The sequence below is a fragment of the Arthrobacter sp. Soil782 genome, from assembly GCF_001428435.1.
Classification (GTDB): domain Bacteria; phylum Actinomycetota; class Actinomycetes; order Actinomycetales; family Micrococcaceae; genus Arthrobacter_D; species Arthrobacter_D parietis.
Window position 1 is genome coordinate 40,798 of the sequence record NZ_LMSO01000012.1, and the last position, 18,890, is coordinate 59,687.

Sequence of the window (18,890 nt, forward strand, 5' to 3'; positions counted from 1 at the left end):
GGGGATTCTCTGCCATGGGCAGGTGTACCCATGTGGACAACGGTTGTGCCCCTGGCCGGAATCGAACCGACGACCTTCCCTTTAGGAGAGGGACGCTCTATCCTACTGAGCTACAGAGGCGGGTGCGCCACCGCACCGGTCGGTGCGCAGGCGGTACCAGCTTACAGTCTTCCTAACTCCGTGACCGCATCCTCCGTGGCAGCAGCACCGCGGTCAAACCGGCCGCGCAGCTCAACGCGAACAGCACCCACCGGGTGATGGTGAGTGCGGACGCCAGGGCGACCGAACCGGCGTCGGGTCCGGAAAGAATGGAGTCGATCGCGACGTTCTCCCAGAGGTCCACCACAACGAAGAGCAGCACCGGGCTCCACAGCAGCCAGCGAAGCCATCGTCGTGAAACGTTGAGCTGAACCAGCAGGAGCCAGGCCAGTCCAAAGAGCAGCGGAAAAAGCGTGCCGGCCGTCTTGTGCACGTAGCTCAGCTGGCCGAGCGCCGCGGTGTCCATGGCGGCACGCAGCTGGTCGATGTAGTCGGCGTCATATCCGCCGAGAAGCATGTCCGGCATGCTCAGCCCGCCGGACAGTTGGGTCATTTGGGAGAGGGTCAGAAGGTGGAAGTACCAAAACAGGAAGAGAGCGGCAGCCACTGCCGGAATGAGGATCAGGTTGCCGTTGTGGCGGGGCGGAGGAGGCTGTTCGCCCGGAGTCGCGGGTAGTCCGGCCGCCGCCGGCCCGTGCTTGCGTGCAATCTGTGCCCTGGTTTTGCCCATGCCTCAATGCTAGACCGTTACCATGCAGCAACAGTTCCTGAAAATCCACCCTGTATTTGATCTCATTTTGATAAAGATAGCCGGTGTTAGCTGCCTGTGATTGCAATCACAGCGGTTGTTGGGGTTTGTTTAATAGATGGCTATAAACCAAGCGTTACCCATGTCTAGCGTTGCGGATCAGGTGGGATGGCTCGCAGCCATCGAGGACGCCATTGATGCCGTCTTCGAACCTGTCGCAACGTGGTTCGCCGCAATTGTCTTCGTCCCGATCACCATTGGCGAGGTCAGTTTTCCGGTAGTGGTCGCGTGGCTCATCGCTGCGGCCGTCATCTTCACCGTCTACTTCGGTTTCATCCAGTTCCGTGGACTGAAGGTTTCCTACGAGGTGATCCGCGGACGCTACTCGTCCAAGGATGACCCAGGCGAGGTCCCACACTTCCAGGCACTGACCTCGGCATTGTCCGGGACGGTCGGGCTTGGAAACATTGCCGGTGTCGGCGCCGCAATGGCGCTGGGCGGGCCCGGTGCCACCTTCTGGATGATTTTGGCCGGCCTCCTCGGCATGTGCACCAAGTTCGCTGAGTGCACGCTCGGTGTGAAGTACCGCGAGGTCCACCCGGACGGCACCGTCTCCGGCGGGCCGTTCAAGTACCTGCCGATCGCCTTCAAGAAGTTCGGCAAATGGCCGGCCAAGATCCTGACCGGCATCTTCGCGGTTGCGATCCTGATCTTCGGTGTTGCAGGCGGCAACATGTTCCAGGCCAACCAGACCTTCGCACAGGTGCAGGAGGTGACCGGCGGTGCAGACGGCTTCCTCGGCAGCCCGGGTGCAGCACTGATCTTCGGTCTCATCCTCGCCGGTCTTGTTGGCGCGGTCATCCTCGGCGGCATCAAGTCCATCGGCGCCACCACCAGCAGGCTGGTGCCGGCCATGGGCATCATCTACGTCACTGCCTGCCTGTTCGTCATCATCGTGAACATCAGACAGGTGCCGGAGGCCTTCGCATCCATCATCGAAGGCGCCTTCAACCCGCAGGGCCTGGCCGGCGGAATTGTCGGCGTCATGATCGTCGGCTTCCAGCGTGCTGCCTTCTCCAATGAGGCCGGGCTGGGTTCCGCCCCTATCGCCCACTCGGCAGTCAAGACCCGCCGTCCTGTGAGTGAGGGCTTCGTTGCGTTGTTCGAGCCGCTCGTAGACACGGTCCTGATCTGTACGATGACCGCCCTGACGATCATCATCGCCGGTGCACCCAGCCTGCAGGCAGGAATTGACCAGGTCCAGGCCGGGGAAGGAACGCCCGACGGCGTCATTCTCACCTCGGATGCCTTCGCCACGGTCATCGACTGGTTCCCGATCGTCCTGGCCATCGCTGTCGCGCTGTTTGCCTTCTCCACCCTGATCACCTGGTCCTACTACGGTCTGAAGGCCTGGGAATACCTCTTCGGACGCGGCAAGAAGTCCGAAGTCCTGTACAAGTCCATCTTCCTGTTCTTCACGGTGACCGGTACGGTTCTGACCTTCGGTCAGGTTCTCAGCTTCGCTGACTCGGCGTTGTTCGTCTGTGCTTTCGTGAACCTGCTCGGCGTGTACATGCTCCTGCCGGTGATCAAGCGCGAAATGAAGGAATACCTCGCGGACCGCAAGAGCGGCAAGCTCCTCGACCTCGGCGTCGAACCCGAGGACCGCGAAGCCGCCGCCAAGTAACCCCACCTATCCGTCCACAACGTGCCCGCCGGGTCTGGACCCGGCGGGCACAGCCATGCCTGGACCAGCAGCGGACAGGTTCTGTCCGTGCCAGCGCCTAGACTTAAAGGCACCATGGACTTGCTTTTTGACCCGCACCTCAGCACACCTGCCGCAGGAAGGCGCGGCGCGCCGTCGTCGTCCTCCCCTGATCTGGCGGAGCATCCGCGACGGGGCGGGCACGTCGATGAAGCGCGCGCCCGCGAACTGCTCGAGGGTATGAACCCGCAACAGGAGGAGGCGGTGAAGCACAGCGGTTCACCCCTGCTGATCGTTGCTGGAGCCGGCTCCGGAAAGACCCGCGTGCTCAGTCACCGGATCGCGTTCCTGATGGCCACGGGCAGGTCCCATGCCGGCCAGATCCTCGCCATCACGTTCACCAACAAGGCTGCTGCGGAGATGCGTGAGCGCATCGAAGGGCTGGTGGGTGAGGTTGCCAAGCGCATGTGGATCTCAACGTTCCACTCCTCATGCGTGCGGATCCTGCGCCGCGAGGCAGCGTCCATCGGCTTGAACTCGAACTTCTCCATCTATGATTCGGCGGACACCCTCCGCCTCATCACCCTGGTGGCCAAGGGACTGGACCTCGATCCCAAGCGGTTTGCACCGAAAGCAATCCAGCACAAGATCTCTGCGCTCAAGAACGAGTTGATCGACGAGGAAGAGTACGCCTCCACCGCGAATTCTTCCGATCCGTTTGAGCAGGCTGTTGCTGAGGTCTACAAGGGGTATGCCCAGCGGCTTCGCCAGGCCAACGCCATGGACTTCGATGACCTGATCGCTCAGACGGTCTACATGTTCAGGGCCTTCCCCGGGGTGGCTGATTACTATCGCAGGCGGTTCCGCCACGTGCTTGTGGATGAATACCAGGACACCAACCACGCCCAGTATGCGTTGGTCCGCGAGATTGTGGGAGTTGCGGGGGAGAACGTCGAGGAGCCTGCCGAGCTGACGGTGGTGGGCGATTCCGACCAGTCCATTTATGCCTTCCGTGGCGCGGATGTGCGGAACATCGTGGAGTTCGAGAAGGACTACCCGAACGCGCGTACCATCCTGCTGGAGCAGAACTACCGTTCCACGCAGAACATTCTCAACGCGGCCAACGCAGTCATCTCCCGCAACCCGAACCGGCCGGCGAAACGGCTCTGGACGGCCGAGGGCAGCGGCGAGAAGATCATCGGCTATGTCGGTGAAAATGAACACGAGGAAGCACGCTTCATAGCGGATGAGATCGACCGGCTCCAGGACGAGGAAAACCTGCGTCCCGGAGACGTCGCTGTGTTCTACCGGACCAACGCGCAGTCCCGCTCCATCGAGGAAATCCTGATGCGGGTAGGCCTGCCCTACAAAGTGGTTGGCGGCACCCGCTTCTACGAGCGCAAAGAAATCAAGGACGCGCTGGCCTACCTGCGTGTGCTGGCCAACCAGGACGACGTCGTTAACCTCCGCCGCATCCTCAACGAACCGAAGCGCGGCATCGGAGACCGGGCGGAATACGCCATTGCCGCGCTCGCCGAACGCGACCGCACAAGTTTCATGGAAGCCCTTCGGCGGGCGGATGAGGCTCCGGGCATGGCAACGCGCTCTGTTAATGCGGTTGCGTCATTCGTGAAGCTCATCGATGACCTGGCAGAGGTCGCCTCGGGATCGGGTGCTTCGGCGGCTCTGGAAGCGGTCCTTGAGCAGACGGGGTACCTCGCGCAATTGCGAACGAGCACGGATCCACAGGACGAGTCCCGGGTGGAGAACCTTGCCGAGCTTGTTGCGGTGGTCCGTGAATACGAGATCGGCAACCCGGAGGGGACCCTGGGCGATTTCCTTGAGCAGGTGTCGCTGGTGGCGGATGCGGACCAGATTCCCGATGCACCGGCCGGTGCTGGGGAGGACGTGGAGAAGGCGGTGGAGGAAGCCCGGCGGCAGGGCGTCGTGACCCTGATGACGTTGCACACCGCCAAGGGACTCGAATTCCCGGTGGTTTTCCTGACCGGAATGGAACAGGGAATTTTCCCGCACCAGCGTTCCGCGACAGACCCGAAGGAACTTGCGGAGGAGCGCCGGCTCGCCTACGTAGGTCTCACCCGGGCGAGGAAGCGGCTGTACATCACGCGCTCGGAAGTCCGGAGCCTGTGGGGGCAGAGTCAGTACAATCCGGCGAGCCAGTTTGTCGGCGAGGTTCCGGAGGAACTGATCCACTGGAAGCGGGAGGGCGCTGCGAAGCCGGCATGGACCGGTGGCCAGAGCATCAACGGCCCACGGTTCAGCGGCTCCTACTGGGGTGCGGGCGCAGCCTCTGGTGGCGAGTCCGGTCGCGGGCTGCCCGGAAAGGCGGCCGGGAGGGTGCAACCCCAGAAGGAGGTTGTCGCCGTTTCTGCGGGAGACAAGGTTAATCACACGACCTTCGGCAACGGCACCGTCCTTGCGGTGGAAGGCGGCGGAGACAAAATGGTGGCCAAGGTGCGGTTCGACATCGGGGAGAAGCGACTGCTGCTCCGGTACGCTCCGCTGACCAAGGTCGGGTAGCGCAGGCGTTGAAGCCGGCCGGAGGGGGAGTGCAGCGGCGCGCCCGGGCGCGTGCCGCCGTCGTCGGTTTGGTGTTCCTTGGCAGCGCGCTTCTGAGCGGGTGCGTGGAAGTGCCGGTCAGTGATCCGGTACCGGATTCCGTGCCCGAGCTGGCCCCGCAGCAGGAACTTGCCGCCATGCCGGAACTGCCGGCGTCTGAACTTCAGACCTTCGGCGGGGACACTGCAGCTTTCCTTACCGAGAACCGGAATACCTACTGCGTCATCGCCACAGAGCAGGGCGGCATCATCGATTCACCCGTGGATCCCCGGCTCTCCGGGGGCCAGCGGGATGACGCCGTGCTGGAGGTGCCCGCCGTGTACTGCGAACTGGCACGCTATCCGGAACCTGCTGAGGTCACCGACGACTGTCACGGCACCAACGTCGGGTTCAAGGGCGGGACAGTGCTGCTCACCTCATCGGGAGTTGCGTACGGCGGATGCCGGGTTGGCATGACCCTGATGGAGGCGGAGCTGGGTCCGGGTTCAGACGGTGGAGAGAGCCCGCTCGCACGCCTGCCGGTTCTTGAGGACGGCTTGGCCGTTGAGCTGAACGGTTTCCGCTGCGGCAGCGCGGACCGGGGCATGGTGTGTGTCGAACCAGAAACCGGCCACGGCTTCACCGCGTCGGCGGATGCGTTCGAAATCATTGCACCCGACGAGGGCGCTGAACGGTAACCGAAAGGGTTACTTTTCTACAACTCATAGAACTGTGTGCTTACTCACGAAACCGCTAGTCTGTTAAAGGCGCTCCGAGCCAAGGGACTAGAGTTCCCTGTGTAAACCTACTTCGACGCAGAAGGACACTAGATAAGTGGACCTGTTTGAATATCAGGCGCGCGATCTATTTGAGGCTCACGGCGTTCCCGTGCTGGCCGGCATCGTGGCGCAGACCCCCGAAGAAGCAAAAGCAGCAGCTGAGAAAATTGGCGGCGTCGTAGTCGTCAAGGCGCAGGTCAAGGTTGGCGGCCGTGGCAAGGCGGGCGGCGTCAAGGTCGCCAAGACGCCGGACGAGGCTTACGAGCACGCATCCGCGATCCTCGGCATGGATATCAAGGGCCACACAGTCCATAAGGTGATGATCGCGCAGGGCGCAGACATCGCTGAAGAGTATTACTTCTCTGTGCTGCTGGACCGGGCAAACCGTAACTACCTGGCCATGTGCTCCGTTGAAGGCGGAGTGGAAATCGAGCAGCTCGCCGTTGAGCGGCCCGAAGCGCTGGCGCGGATCGCCATTGATCCGGGCACCGGTATTGACCGCGCGAAGGCCGATGAGATCATCGATGCCGCAGGGTTTGCACCCGAGCTCCGCGAAGGCGTGGCGAACACCATTCTGAAACTGTGGGATGTCTTCACCAAGGAAGATGCCACCCTGGTTGAGGTGAACCCGCTGGTGAAGACCGGATCGGGTGAGATCCTTGCCCTGGACGGCAAGGTCACCCTCGATGAGAACGCTGACTTCCGCCAGAAGGGTCACGCTGAGCTCGAGGACAAGGACTCCACCGATCCGCTGGAGGCGAAGGCCAAGGAGAATGACCTCAACTACGTCAAGCTCGACGGCGAGGTCGGCATCATCGGCAACGGAGCCGGGCTGGTGATGTCCACGCTGGACGTCGTTGCCTACGCAGGCGAGGCCCACGGCAACGTCAAGCCCGCCAACTTCCTGGACATCGGCGGCGGAGCCTCTGCCGAGGTCATGGCTGCAGGTTTGGACGTCATCCTGAATGACGAGCAGGTCAAAAGCGTGTTCGTGAACGTCTTCGGCGGCATCACCGCGTGTGACGCCGTGGCCAACGGCATCGTCAAGGCGCTGGAAATCCTTGGTGACAAGGAGAACAAGCCACTCGTGGTGCGCCTCGACGGCAACAACGTCGAAGAAGGCCGCCGCATCCTCGCCGAGGCAAACCACCCGATGGTCACTCTCGCCGACACCATGGACGAAGGCGCAGACAAGGCCGCCGAGCTGGCTCACGCCGCTCGCTGACCGGTCGCGACTCCAGGACTAAGGAACTTCACATGTCTATCTTTCTGAACAAAGACTCCAAGGTGATCGTCCAGGGCATCACCGGCGGCGAAGGCACCAAGCACACCGCGCTGATGCTGAAAGCCGGCACGCAGGTTGTCGGTGGCGTCAACGCCCGCAAGGCTGGAACCACCGTCACTCACGGCGAGACCACCCTGCCCGTTTTCGGCACCGTGAAGGAAGCCATCGCCGAGACCGGCGCTGACGTCTCCATCATTTTCGTGCCGCCGGCATTCACCAAGGACGCAGTCGTTGAAGCGATCGATGCCGGTATCGGCCTGGTCGTCATCATCACCGAGGGTGTTCCCGTACAGGATTCCGCGGAGTTCTGGGCACTGGCGCAGTCCCGCGTGGACGAGAACGGCAAGCAGATCACCCGGATCATAGGCCCCAACTGCCCCGGCATCATCACCCCCGGGGAAGCACTGGTTGGTATCACTCCCGCGAACATCACCGGCAAGGGCGGTGTAGGCCTGGTCTCGAAGTCCGGCACCCTGACCTACCAGATGATGTTCGAGCTGCGCGATCTCGGTTTCTCCACCGCGATCGGCATCGGCGGAGACCCGGTCATCGGCACCACGCACATCGATGCACTCGAGGCGTTCGAAGCGGATCCCGAGACCAAGGCGATCGTCATGATCGGCGAGATCGGCGGTGACGCCGAAGAGCGCGCAGCCGAGTTCATCAAAGCCAACGTGACCAAGCCGGTTGTGGGCTACGTGGCGGGCTTCACTGCCCCCGAGGGTAAAACCATGGGCCACGCAGGTGCAATCGTGTCCGGCTCGGCCGGCACTGCCCAGGCGAAGAAGGAGGCCCTCGAGGCCGCCGGCGTCAAGGTGGGGAAGACCCCGTCCGAGACCGCCCGCCTGCTGCGCGAGGTCTACGCGGCGCTCTAGTCTCTAACACCAACACGACGGCGGTCGGTCCCTTCTCCACGGAAGGGAACGGCCGCCGTTGTCATTTAACTCCTGGTCGGTGATGGGAGGAATACCTCCTAGGGTCAGATAAATTTTTTGCAGTTGTGCAGAATTCCTTCCTGTGCCACAATAGTTCGGTGAGTCAACTAATTTCGCTGCGTGAACGCAAGCGCACCGAGACCTGGAGCGCACTGCACGACGCCGCAGCGCGCCTCACGCTCGAACGTGGGCCGGAGGCGGTCACCGTCGAGCAGATTGCCGCCAGCGCCAAGGTTTCGCCACGGACATTCTTCAACTACTTCAGCACCAAGGAAGACGCGATCCTGGGGCTGCAGGAACCGAGCGTCGACGAAGAGCTGATTGCAGACTTGGCTCCGGGGCGGGATCTGCTGGAGCAGGTTTCTCGGCTGCTGATGGCCGTGGTGCACTCCACCGAGGGCGGCGAACGTGAGGCCAGCCGCCGCATCGACGTGCTCACCGCCTACCCGTTCCTGCGCCAGCGCCGGTACGCCTACTTCGTGCGCGTGGAGCAGTTGGTACGTGACGTCGTTGCCTCCTCCCTGACTGATTCCGGCCGCTGGCAGGCGGCGCTGAGCCGAAATCCCGCTGAAGACGTGGCGCGCATGATTGTCCTCGTGGCTGGAGCCCCCATGCGCTACGCGTTCCAGCAAACCGCCGATTCACCCACGATTGACAGCCAGTTCTCCGCTCTTGACGGCGCCACCGCGCTGCTTCGGGAAGTTCTTGAGGAAATTCGATGACCACTACCGTCCCACGCAAGGAATCAGGACTGCTCCTGCTCTTTGTCGGCCTGATGCTCTCCATGCTGCTCGCCGCCCTGAACCAGATGATCCTCAGCACTGCGCTGCCCACGATTGTCGGTGAGCTCAACGGAGTGGACCAGATGCTCTGGGTCATCACCGCATACATCCTGGCTGCGACCATCGTGATGCCCATCTACGGCAAGCTCGGTGACCTCATCGGCCGTAAAAGCCTGCTGCTCTTTGCCATTGCAATCTTCATGGCGGGATCGATCGTTGGCGGGCTTGCGCCGAACATGGAATGGCTCATCGCCGGACGCGCGGTTCAGGGTCTCGGCGGTGGTGGACTGATGATCCTCTCCCAGGCCATCATTGCCGACGTCGTTCCTGCCCGGGAGCGCGGCAAGTACATGGGTGCCATGGGAGGCGTGTTTGCCTTCGCATCAGTGGCCGGCCCGCTGCTGGGCGGCTGGTTCACCGAAGGTCCGGGCTGGCGGTGGATGTTCTGGATCAACATGCCGCTGGGTGTTTTGGCCATCGTTGTGGTGCTGTTCTTCCTGCACCTGCCCGCGCGCGAACGGGTGCATCCCCACGTGGATATCGCGGGGATGGTGCTGCTCGCTATTGCAACGACGTCGCTGGTGCTCGTGGGCACCTGGGGCGGCACCGAGTATCCGTGGTTGTCCGCGCCGATCCTCGGACTGTTTGCCCTCGCTGTCGTGACGGGACTGATGTTCGTCGCTGTGGAGCGGCGGGCAAAGGAACCGATCCTGCCAATGAGCCTGTTCCGGGAGCGGAACTTTGTCCTCACCACCTCAGGCGGCCTCTTGATCGGTGTCACGATGTTCGGCGCCATCGGCTACCTGCCCACCTATCTGCAGATGGTGACCGGCGCCAGTGCCACCAACGCAGGCCTGCTCATGATCCCGATGATGGGTGCGCTCATCCTGACCTCCACAGGCTCTGGAATTCTCGTCAGCAAGACCGGCCGCTACAAGTGGATGCCGATTGTCGGATCGCTCGGTGTTGCTGTGGCGCTGCTGCTGCTCTCAACCATCAGCCCGACAACGCCGGTCTGGATGATCTGCGTATACATCGCCATCATGGGTGCCGGGCTGGGCCTGAGCATGCAGATTCTGGTGCTGATCGTCCAGAACACGTTCCCGAACCGCGTGGTGGGCACGGCGACGGCCTCAAACAACTACTTTCGCCAGATCGGTGCGACCCTGGGTTCGGCGGTGGTGGGCAGTCTCTTCACTGCACGGGTGGGGGAGTTGCTGCTTGAACGGCTCCCTGCGGGTGGCGCTGCGCTGGAAGGAGGGGCGAACTCACTCACTCCAGAGCTGGTCAGCGCCCTGCCCGCCGCGCTGCAGTCCCCGATCATCCAGTCTTACAACGACGCACTGACCCCGCTGTTCCTCTACATGGCACCGCTCGGTGTGATCGCCGCAGTACTCCTAGCGTTTGTCCACGAGAAGGCGCTGTCAACGGTCATCGAGCGGGACACGAAGGTCGAGCGTGACGCCGGCCTCCCGCCTGAGCCGGTAGAGCAGCTCTCGCGTTAGCCCGCCGCGTCCGGGCATTTCACGTGGGCGGCGTCGGGCAGAATGAACACATGGCTACCCCTTACCTGATCCGCCGCGAGCGCTTCATCCCTGCTCCTGCTTCCGCTATCTTCGACGTGCTCGCCACGCCCGCGTTGCACAGCGTGATTGACGGCTCCGGCACCGTCACAGGTGTTCAGCCCAATGGGCCGGAACGGCTCTCCGCCGGCGCCCGCTTCGGAATGGACATGAAGATCGGTGCGCCTTACAAAATTCTCAACAGGGTTGTCGAATTCGAGGAGGGCAAGCGGATTGCCTGGCGGCACTTTGCCCGCCATATCTGGCGCTACACCCTTCAGGAGCACGACGGCGGCACGTTGGTTGCTGAGGAATGGGACGCCCGCGCTGTTCCCGGCAAGCCCGTGCTCAGGTTGCTGGGATTCACGAGGGCCCACCCGGAATCCATCGAACGCACGCTTGAGAACCTCGAGCGATACATCACGGCAGCTCCCCGCACATAGGGGATCAAGGAGAAGTAGTCAATACCGCAGCGGAGAAACGATGAGAAGATTTTTAAGATAACGATCTGATAAATTCGTTGCGTTAGTCAGCATGCTTATGTTCTTCTGTAGAAGAACTGCCCCAGCTCTTCAACAAGAGGTGAAAGCATGCGCACAGCCGCCCGCACCCGGAGTGTCAGCTCCCGCAACGTTCCGGCGAACCGCCGAGGGAACAGCAGGCTGCAGAGTGCAATGCAGGAGGAGATTGCACTTGAGCACCTCCATCTTGCTGAAGCAATCGCGCGCGGATTTTCTCCTTTTGCCAACGACGCCGCTGACGTCCGCCAGGTTGCCTATCTGGGCCTGATGAAGGCGGCCAAGCGCTTCGACCCGGAGCTGGGCATCGACTTCGCGGCCTATGCGGCGCCGACCATCCGGGGAGAGGTCAAGCGCTACCTGCGGGATTGCTGCTGGATGGTCCGCCCGCCGCGGGAACTCCAGGACCTGAAGTCGACAGCCGCCAAGGCTGACTCGGAGCTTGCCCAGCGCCTGGGCAGGGAGCCCTCCCTCACCGAACTGTCCAAACACCTCGAGAAGGATCCGGCAACAGTGGCCGAAGCCCTGAGCTGTGGTGGAAGCCAGCGGCCCGAGTCCCTTGACACGTCCGCGGAGGGACCGGGTTGGGCGGAGATTCTGCCTGCCGAGGATGACCCTTTCGCCCATGCCGACGACGTGCTCGCCCTGCGTGCTGCGGTTCACGAACTCTCTGCGCGGGAGAAGGAGCTGCTGTACCGGCGGTATTTCCATGAGGAAACTCAGGACCGAATAGGCCACCGGCTGGGGATGACCCAGATGCAGGTCTCACGTCTTCTTGCCCGGACTCTCGTGAAGCTGCAGAAACGCCTTCTCGACGACGCCGGTCTTCACCGCGCGGACCCCTCTCGTGTTCTGAAGATGACGGCACCGGACCGGGCTGCCAGCATTGCCTGAGCCGGTCTAGCTCCGGATACCCAGCTCCGCTGCGGCACGCAGAACGTCTTCCGGGGTGACCGCCAGAATCGCAGGATCCGGGTCCGCGGCGAACGTTTCGCCGCGGCGCACCGACTCGTCCGTGAGCACAAGGTGCGGACCCGGCGGTGGGCCCCATTCCGCTGCCGGGGCAGGACCGAACAGCACCACCGACGGCCGCGCGTACGCCGAGGCGAGGTGCGCTGCGCCCGTATCCGCCGAGATGACCAGCTCAGCCGAAGCAATCAGCGCGGCGAACTCGAGCAACCCCAACCGGCCGGCCACTACCTGCTCGTCCGGAAGCCCGGCCGTCTGCGCCACTGCCTCCGCCCGGGGACGCTCACCCGCGCTGCCGGTCAACAGCACCAGGTGCCCTGCATCCGACAGGGAACGGGCGACGTCGGCAAACCGCTTGACCGGCCAGAGCCGGCTCCCATAGGCCGCGCCGACGTGGATGACAACCGCGCCCGGTGCCGGGCTTTCGACAGCTGGCGGCCGGAGGAAATAGTCCAGCGGGTCAGCCTCGATGCCGTGCGCACTCACCAGGTGCGCCCACCGATACCTCTCGTGGACACCGTCCTCCCATTCGGGGCCGGACCAGCCGGGTGCTTGATGCCCGATCCGGCGTGTTGCGTCCAGCGCCTCGAGCCTCCCGCGGCTTTCGGGACCGTTCCCGTGGAGGTTCACCGCGACCTCCACCCTGCCCGGGCGCAACGCCAGCGGCTCATCGAGCCCGTGGGTGGGCAGCAGCGCGTCCACTGCACCGGTGAGCCCGACGATCGGTTCGAGCCAGGACTGCGCGGCGTACAGGATGCGGTGATCCGGGAAGGCTCGCCGTAGCCCGCGCAGAGCGGGCACCGCGACCAGCAGGTCTCCCAGTTTCAGTGCACGAAGCGCCAGCACCTCGGGGCGTCCATCCGGCTCAAGTGCTTCCACGGCGGTGTCAGGCAGCATGATCTTCATCCTGCCAGAAGCGTGGTCGGCCCATCGCTGTGAAGGAGTCCCGACCCGCGGGAAGAACTTCTCCGGTGAGAAGTGTTTAGGTTCGTGCTTCGGAGGGAACTGTGCCTGTATGAGAAGCGAGCCCAAAGCCGTTCTCCTCGACAGGGACGGCACCATCGTGGTTGATGTGCCGTACAACGGTGATCCCGAGCAGGTTGTCGCGATGCCCGGAGCGCAGGAAGCGCTGGACGGCCTTCGCGCCGCCGGAGTGCCGCTGGGTGTGCTCACCAACCAGTCCGGCATTGCCCGCGGCCTGCTGACAGCGGCTCAGGTGGACGCAGTCAACGAGCGCGTCGAAACCGTTCTTGGCCCGTTCGATCTCTGGGAACTGTGCCCTCACGGACCCGGTGACGGCTGCACCTGCCGCAAGCCGGCACCCGGCATGATCCTGCGCGCCTGCGAAAGGCTGGGACTGCACCCTTCGGAAGTTGCCTTCATCGGAGACATCGGGTCGGACGTCGAGGCAGCCGCCGCCGCGGGAGCCACCGGCGTGCTGGTTCCCACGCCGGTCACCCGGCAGGAAGAAATCGACGCCGCACCGCTCGTTGCGGGCACCCTCGCCGAAGCGGTCACTCTCCTGCGGGGCAGCGCATGAGCGGCCGCACCCTCGTGGCCCGGCTGGACAGCGTGGGCGATGTTCTCCTGGCAGGGCCGGCGGTCCGGGCGGTCGCCGCGAGCCAGCCTGCCGGCGTCGTCATGGTGTGCGGTCCACAGGGTGCAGCGGGCGCACGGCTGCTCCCGGGAGTTTCCGACGTTCTTGTCTGGGACTGTCCCTGGATCACGGCGCCGGCGCCTGAGGTCACGCACGAGCACCTGAATGTCCTGCAGGAGGCTGTGACGGCGGCGGGCATCACGGAGGCCGTCATCCTGACCTCGTTCCATCAGTCGCCACTGCCGCTGGCGATGCTGCTGCGCCTGGCCGGTGTGCAGCGGATTACCGGTGCATCCGTCGACTACGCGGGCAGCCTCCTGGACGTCCGGCTGAAGCCCGGTGAGGACTTCCCCGAGGACCAGCCGGAGGCTGAGCGAGCGCTGCAGATTGCCGCTGCCGCAGGCCACCACCTGCCCGACGACGACGACGGCCGGCTTTCCGTGCGCGACGTCCCCGATGTGACCCACCTGGTGGGAAACGAACCTTATATTGTGCTGCACCCCGGCGCAGCCGTGCCCGCCCGCACCTGGCCGCCGCTGCACCATGCGGCGCTCGCGGAGCTGCTGACCGGCGCCGGCTACCGCGTGGTGGTCACCGGGGGAAACAGCGAGCGCGAATTGACGGCCACGGTGGCTGGCCCGGACGGCATTGACCTTGGCGGGCAGACTGACCTGTTGACCATGGCGGGCGTGCTGGCGGGAGCCGGGGCTGTCGTCGTCGGAAATACCGGTCCGGCTCATCTGGCTGCAGCCGTTGGCACCCCTGTGGTGAGCCTGTTCTCGCCGGTTGTGCCGGCCGTCCGGTGGGCTCCGTACCGGGTGCCGGTAGAGCTGCTGGGGACTCAGAACGCACCCTGCAAGCTGACCCGCGCCCGTGACTGCCCGGTCGCCGGCCACCCCTGCCTCGCCAATGTCAGTCCTGAGGATGCCTTCGCCGCGCTGATGCGGCTGCTCGCCGGCGTGCCGTCGCTGGCCGGCAGAAGAGAAACGAGGAACGCATGAAAATACTGCTCTGGCACGTTCACGGCGGCTGGACCGATGCCTTTGTGCGGGGCTCCCACGAGTACCTGCTGCCCACCACACCCCAGGGAGGTGCGTGGGGACTCGGGCGCGCCGGCCGGGACTGGCCCGGCTCAGTCCGCGAAGTGGCACCGGAGAACCTGCGGGAAGCAGAGCCGGACATCGTGATTTTGCAGCGGCTCGAGGAGCTCGACGCAGTCGAACGCCTGCTCGGATGCCGGCCGGGCGCGGACATTCCAGCGGTTTTCCTCGAACACAACACGCCGAAGGGTGACATCCCGACGACGCTGCACCCGCTGGCCGGGCAGAGCGAGATTCCGATTGTCCACGTCACCCATTTCAACCGGCTCTTCTGGGACAACGGCATGGCACCGACAATGGTGGTGGAACACGGCATCGTGGACCCGGGACCGCTCTACACCGGAGAACTGGCGCGCGCCGCCGTCGTCGTGAACGAGCCGGTGCGGCGCGGCCGGGTGACCGGCACCGACCTCCTTCCGCAGTTCAGCCGCGCAGCTCCCCTCGACGTCTTCGGTATGGGAACTGCCGAACTGCCGAACGCACTCGGCCTCGGAGCCGGTGAACTCACGGTCTGTGGGGACCTGCCGACGGCGTCGCTGCACGCAGAGCTCGCACGGCGCCGCCTCTACCTGCATCCGCTACGGTGGACCTCGCTCGGCCTGGCCTTGCTTGAAGCAATGCACCTCGGCATGCCTGTCATTGCACTGGCCACCACCGAGGCGGCCCGCGCCGTTCCGCCGGAGGCAGGCGCGATCTCCACGGACGTCGACGAGCTGTGTGCGGCGGTCCGGCTGCTTCTGGAGGACCCTGCCGAAGCGCGCGCCCGCGGACAGGTTGCGCGGGAGGTAGCACTTGTTCGTTACGGGCTGCCGGCGTTCCTGCAGGCATGGGACGAGATTCTGGGCCGGTCAACGGAACGCACGCCCATTCCCGCAGCTTCCGAGAGGAGACCACGATGAGGATTTCCATGGTGTCGGAGCACGCAAGCCCGCTCGCAGCACTCGGCGGAGTGGACGCCGGCGGGCAGAACGTGCACGTTGCCGCGCTGTCCCTGGGGCTGGCACGGCGGGGCCACACCATTACTGTGTATACGCGGAGGGACAGCGAAAACCTGCCCGAGAGGGTGCAGGCCGGCCCCGGACTCGAGGTGGTCCATGTCGACGCCGGCCCGCCCACTGCCATCGCCAAGGATGAGCTGCTGCCCTATATGGGAGCGCTCGCCGACGGTATTGCAGCCGATTGGGGAACGCGTCCACCGGACCTTGTGCACGGGCACTTCTGGATGTCCGGTCTCGCCGCTCTGGACGCGGCACGGCGCGAGGACCTGGGTTATGCCGTCCCCATGGTGCAGACCTTCCACGCGCTCGGGACGGTCAAACGGCGGCATCAGGGCAAGGAAGACACGAGCCCGATGGAACGCGCCTGGCTGGAACCCTCGGTGGGCCGCCAGGCAGACAGGGTCATCGCCACCTGCTCGGACGAGGTGTTCGAACTGAAAGCAATGGGCGTCGACGGCACCCGCGTGTCGGTGGCGCCGTGCGGAGTGGACCTCACGCTGTTCGGTGCTGACGGCCCCGCCGCCGCCCGCCGGCGAACGCATCGCATCATGAGTGTCGGGCGGCTGGTGCCGCGCAAGGGCGTGGACCTGGCGATCCGCGCCTTGAAGACGCTGGCGGACAGCGGGATTCACGACGTCGAACTGGTGATTGTCGGCGGCGGAGGCGACGCCAAGCGCCTCGAAGAAGATCCGGAAGCCCAGCGCCTGCTGGCCCTCGCAACCCAGCTCGGCGTTGCGGATCAGGTGGTCCTCGAGGGCCAGGTGCCCCGCGAGCGGATGCCGGAGCTACTACGCAGTGCCGACGCGGTGATCTGCGCGCCTTGGTATGAGCCGTTCGGAATTGTCCCGCTCGAAGCGATGGCGTGCGGCGTCCCGGTGATCGCTGCGGCCGTCGGAGGGCTCATTGACACCGTGGTGGACGGCCAGACCGGGCTGCATGTCCCGCCGCGGGATGTGGATGCGCTCGCCGAAGCGATCCGCCAGGTGATCGAAAACCCGGAGGCAGCCCGGGAACTTGGACGGGCAGGGCTGGCGAGGGTTCATGCCCGCTACTCCTGGGACCGCATTGCGGCGGAAACCGAAAAGGCTTACCAGCTTACCCTCAACCAGGCGAGCGGGCACTCGCAGTCCGGCCGCCGGGGATCTCAGCAGGGCACCGCTGCAGCGCTTGCACACAGTCCACGTCTACAAAGCACAGGAAGGAGCGCACGATGAGCGCTGAGTACGTGGCCACCGTCCGCCCCGGACACAGGCAGCCGCTGATCGCAGTTCCGCCGCGTCCCGTTCCGGCGCCGGCTACCGAATCCGCAGCCTTCGACGCCGTCGTGCGGCACCTGCAGCAGGTCCTTCCTGCGGTGGAATCGCTGATGGCCTCGGCTGCCCACCTCGCCGACTGGGGTGTGGACCTCGCCGGGCGGCTCATGGCCGGTCAGCGACTGCTCGCCGCGGGGAACGGCGGATCAGCGGCGGAAGCGCAGCACCTCACTGCGGAATTGGTGGGCAGGTTCGACGGCGATCGCGAACCGTTCTCAGCGATCTCCCTGCACGCGGAGTCCTCCGCGGTCACCGCGATTGCCAATGACTACGGCTACGAGAACATGTTTGCCCGTCAGGTGCAGGGCCACGGACGGCAGGGCGACGTCCTGATGCTCCTGAGTACCAGCGGAAACAGCCCGAACCTGCTACGCGCCGCCGAAGCCGCCCGGAAAATCGGCGTCACGAGCTGGGCACTCACTGGTCCCGGCCCAAACCCGCTCACCGCTGCGTGTGATGACTACGTGGCAGTGGAGGCGCGGTCAGCGAACGCACAGGAGGGCCACCTCATCGCGCTTCACGCTATCTGCAGGGCGTTTGACTCGGAGGCAAGGCGCTGCCGGGCAGGGGAGGGATCATGAAAATCGTTGTCGTGGGCGATGTGCTGCTCGACGTGGACCTGTCCGGAGACGCCAGCCGCCTGAGCCCGGATGCCCCCGTGCCCGTGATTGACGTCGCCGCCGCCCGCCGCCGCGCCGGCGGTGCCGGCCTGGTGGCCCGCATGCTTCAGCAGGACGTGCAGGAGAGCCGGCAGGGAACCACAGTTGAACTGGTCACGGTCCTGTCCGACGACGACGCCGCCGCACACCTGCGCGCGGAGCTCACGGACATTCCGCTCGTCACCGGACCCTCCGGCGCCCCCACGCCGGTGAAAACGAGGATCCGGGCAGGCAGCCAAGCCATCGTACGATTCGATGAAGGCTGCGCGGAAGCACCGGTACCGCCCGTGACCGGTGAGATGCTGCGCGCAGTGGAGAGCGCCGACGTCGTACTGGTGTCCGACTACGGGCGTGGGTTGGCCGCCAATACTGAGCTGCGGGAGCTGCTTGAGCGCATTGCCGGCCGGATCCCGGTGGTGTGGGATCCGCACCCAGCAGGCCCGGATCCGGTTCCGGGAGTTGCCGCCGTGACGCCGAACCTCAGCGAAGCGCTCAAAGCGGCGGGAACGGGACAGGGCGGCAGGGCAGACACGGTGCGGGAAGCAGCTGACGCTGCAGCACTCCTCGAGCGGCGTTGGCAGAGCAAAGCGGTCATTGTGACGCTGGGTGAGCGTGGGGCGCTCCTTCACAGGCAAGGTGAGGGCGCTGAGCTGCCGCACCTGGTTCCTGCGCCTGCGATCGGGGCTGCGGACCCGTGCGGAGCCGGCGACCGGTTCTGTTCAACCCTGGCGCTCGCCCTCGGCACGGGAGCGGAGCTCGAGGACGCAGTACAAGCCGCAGTCCAGCGTGCCGCCGAGTTCCTCAGCCGCGGCGGCGTCTCCGCTCTGGGCGAGGAGCCGGAGCCGACGCAGCTTCACGGTCCCGCTGTCGATGCACTCCGCGTTGCCCGGAAAACCCGGGAAGCCGGCGGCACAGTGGTGGCGACGGGGGGATGCTTCGACTTGCTGCATGCCGGACATGCACGCACGCTGTCAGCGGCGCGTCGCTTGGGGGATTGCCTGATCGTCTGCCTGAATTCGGATGAGTCCGTCCGCCGGCTCAAGGGCAGCCAACGCCCGATCATGGGCGAGGACGACCGCGCGGAACTGCTCGGAGCCCTCGAGTGCGTCGACGCGGTCTTCGTCTTCGGCGAGGACACCCCCGAGGAGGCCCTCGCCGCCCTGCGCCCTGACATCTGGGTCAAGGGCGGCGACTACTCAGCAACGGAGCTGCCCGAATCAGCGCTCCTGCGCTCGTGGGGCGGGCAGACCGTCACTGTTCCCTATATACCTGCACGATCAACCACATCCCTGGCCGCGGCACTTGCCGAGGTTGGCTAGCACAGTCAAAGAGCACAGAGAGG

17 protein-coding genes and 1 tRNA gene are annotated in these 18,890 nt (G+C 64.8%); 15 read left to right on the forward strand and 3 right to left on the reverse strand.

All coding sequences use genetic code 11. The annotated features are described in order from the left end of the window. Nucleotides 1–46: 46 nt before the first annotated feature. Nucleotides 47–120, reverse strand: a tRNA-Arg gene (locus ASH00_RS15290). 52 nt (nucleotides 121–172) lie between these two features. Beyond that, nucleotides 173–769, reverse strand: a complete 597-nt coding sequence (locus tag ASH00_RS15295; RefSeq protein WP_056550059.1) for a hypothetical protein — start codon at nucleotides 767–769, stop codon at nucleotides 173–175. Between the two features lie 160 nt (nucleotides 770–929). On the opposite strand from ASH00_RS15295, the gene ASH00_RS15300 reads away from it, so the two are divergent. The 9 genes from ASH00_RS15300 to ASH00_RS15340 all read left to right on the forward strand — a co-directional run bounded on the left by ASH00_RS15300 (nucleotide 930) and on the right by ASH00_RS15340 (nucleotide 11,806). Beyond that, the gene (locus ASH00_RS15300) at nucleotides 930–2,474 is read left to right on the forward strand and encodes an alanine/glycine:cation symporter family protein (RefSeq protein WP_056550063.1); all 1,545 of its coding nucleotides are present in this window, start codon (nucleotides 930–932) and stop codon (nucleotides 2,472–2,474) included. A gap of 114 nt (nucleotides 2,475–2,588) precedes the next feature. Beyond that, entirely contained in the window at nucleotides 2,589–5,033 is a 2,445-nt protein-coding gene (gene pcrA / locus ASH00_RS15305; protein WP_056550066.1) for a DNA helicase PcrA, read from the forward strand. 29 nt (nucleotides 5,034–5,062) lie between these two features. Then, complete coding sequence (locus tag ASH00_RS15310; protein WP_056550069.1) at nucleotides 5,063–5,749, forward strand: hypothetical protein; 687 nt, start codon at nucleotides 5,063–5,065, stop codon at nucleotides 5,747–5,749. 136 nt (nucleotides 5,750–5,885) lie between these two features. Beyond that, nucleotides 5,886–7,055 carry an ADP-forming succinate--CoA ligase subunit beta gene (gene sucC, locus ASH00_RS15315; RefSeq protein WP_056550072.1) on the forward strand — a complete coding sequence of 390 codons (1,170 nt, stop codon included), beginning with the start codon at nucleotides 5,886–5,888 and terminating at the stop codon, nucleotides 7,053–7,055. A 32-nt stretch (nucleotides 7,056–7,087) separates the two neighbouring features. Continuing rightward, complete coding sequence (sucD, locus tag ASH00_RS15320; protein ID WP_056550075.1) at nucleotides 7,088–7,990, forward strand: succinate--CoA ligase subunit alpha; 903 nt, start codon at nucleotides 7,088–7,090, stop codon at nucleotides 7,988–7,990. A 158-nt stretch (nucleotides 7,991–8,148) separates the two neighbouring features. After that, nucleotides 8,149–8,772 carry a TetR/AcrR family transcriptional regulator gene (locus ASH00_RS15325; RefSeq protein WP_235563342.1) on the forward strand — a complete coding sequence of 208 codons (624 nt, stop codon included), beginning with the start codon at nucleotides 8,149–8,151 and terminating at the stop codon, nucleotides 8,770–8,772. Beyond that, on the forward strand, nucleotides 8,769–10,337 hold the full coding sequence (locus tag ASH00_RS15330) for an MDR family MFS transporter (RefSeq protein WP_056550080.1): 1,569 nt from the start codon (nucleotides 8,769–8,771) through the stop codon (nucleotides 10,335–10,337). The genes ASH00_RS15325 and ASH00_RS15330 overlap by 4 nt, the downstream gene beginning before the upstream one ends. A gap of 50 nt (nucleotides 10,338–10,387) precedes the next feature. Continuing rightward, entirely contained in the window at nucleotides 10,388–10,837 is a 450-nt protein-coding gene (locus ASH00_RS15335; protein ID WP_056550083.1) for an SRPBCC family protein, read from the forward strand. A 147-nt stretch (nucleotides 10,838–10,984) separates the two neighbouring features. Next, nucleotides 10,985–11,806: a sigma-70 family RNA polymerase sigma factor gene (locus ASH00_RS15340; protein ID WP_056550086.1), complete on the forward strand. Its 822-nt coding sequence runs from the start codon at nucleotides 10,985–10,987 to the stop codon at nucleotides 11,804–11,806. Between the two features lie 6 nt (nucleotides 11,807–11,812). On the opposite strand, the gene ASH00_RS15345 is transcribed toward ASH00_RS15340, so the two are convergent. Beyond that, nucleotides 11,813–12,778, reverse strand: a complete 966-nt coding sequence (locus ASH00_RS15345; RefSeq protein ID WP_056550089.1) for a glycosyltransferase family 9 protein — start codon at nucleotides 12,776–12,778, stop codon at nucleotides 11,813–11,815. Between the two features lie 118 nt (nucleotides 12,779–12,896). On the opposite strand from ASH00_RS15345, the gene ASH00_RS15350 reads away from it, so the two are divergent. The 6 genes from ASH00_RS15350 to ASH00_RS15375 are packed head-to-tail and all read left to right on the forward strand — an operon-like array spanning nucleotide 12,897 to nucleotide 18,867. Further along, nucleotides 12,897–13,421: a D-glycero-alpha-D-manno-heptose-1,7-bisphosphate 7-phosphatase gene (locus tag ASH00_RS15350; RefSeq protein WP_056550092.1), complete on the forward strand. Its 525-nt coding sequence runs from the start codon at nucleotides 12,897–12,899 to the stop codon at nucleotides 13,419–13,421. After that, complete coding sequence (locus ASH00_RS15355; protein ID WP_056550095.1) at nucleotides 13,418–14,479, forward strand: glycosyltransferase family 9 protein; 1,062 nt, start codon at nucleotides 13,418–13,420, stop codon at nucleotides 14,477–14,479. Before ASH00_RS15350 ends, ASH00_RS15355 begins: the two co-directional genes overlap by 4 nt. After that, the gene (locus tag ASH00_RS15360; protein WP_056550101.1) at nucleotides 14,476–15,477 is read left to right on the forward strand and encodes a glycosyltransferase; all 1,002 of its coding nucleotides are present in this window, start codon (nucleotides 14,476–14,478) and stop codon (nucleotides 15,475–15,477) included. The genes ASH00_RS15355 and ASH00_RS15360 overlap by 4 nt, the downstream gene beginning before the upstream one ends. Continuing rightward, nucleotides 15,474–16,790, forward strand: a complete 1,317-nt coding sequence (locus ASH00_RS15365) for a glycosyltransferase (protein WP_056550104.1) — start codon at nucleotides 15,474–15,476, stop codon at nucleotides 16,788–16,790. The genes ASH00_RS15360 and ASH00_RS15365 overlap by 4 nt, the downstream gene beginning before the upstream one ends. Further along, complete coding sequence (locus tag ASH00_RS15370) at nucleotides 16,787–17,470, forward strand: D-sedoheptulose-7-phosphate isomerase (protein WP_056550107.1); 684 nt, start codon at nucleotides 16,787–16,789, stop codon at nucleotides 17,468–17,470. The genes ASH00_RS15365 and ASH00_RS15370 overlap by 4 nt, the downstream gene beginning before the upstream one ends. Then, nucleotides 17,467–18,867 carry a PfkB family carbohydrate kinase gene (locus tag ASH00_RS15375; protein WP_056550110.1) on the forward strand — a complete coding sequence of 467 codons (1,401 nt, stop codon included), beginning with the start codon at nucleotides 17,467–17,469 and terminating at the stop codon, nucleotides 18,865–18,867. Before ASH00_RS15370 ends, ASH00_RS15375 begins: the two co-directional genes overlap by 4 nt. The last annotated feature ends 23 nt before the right edge of the window (nucleotides 18,868–18,890 follow it).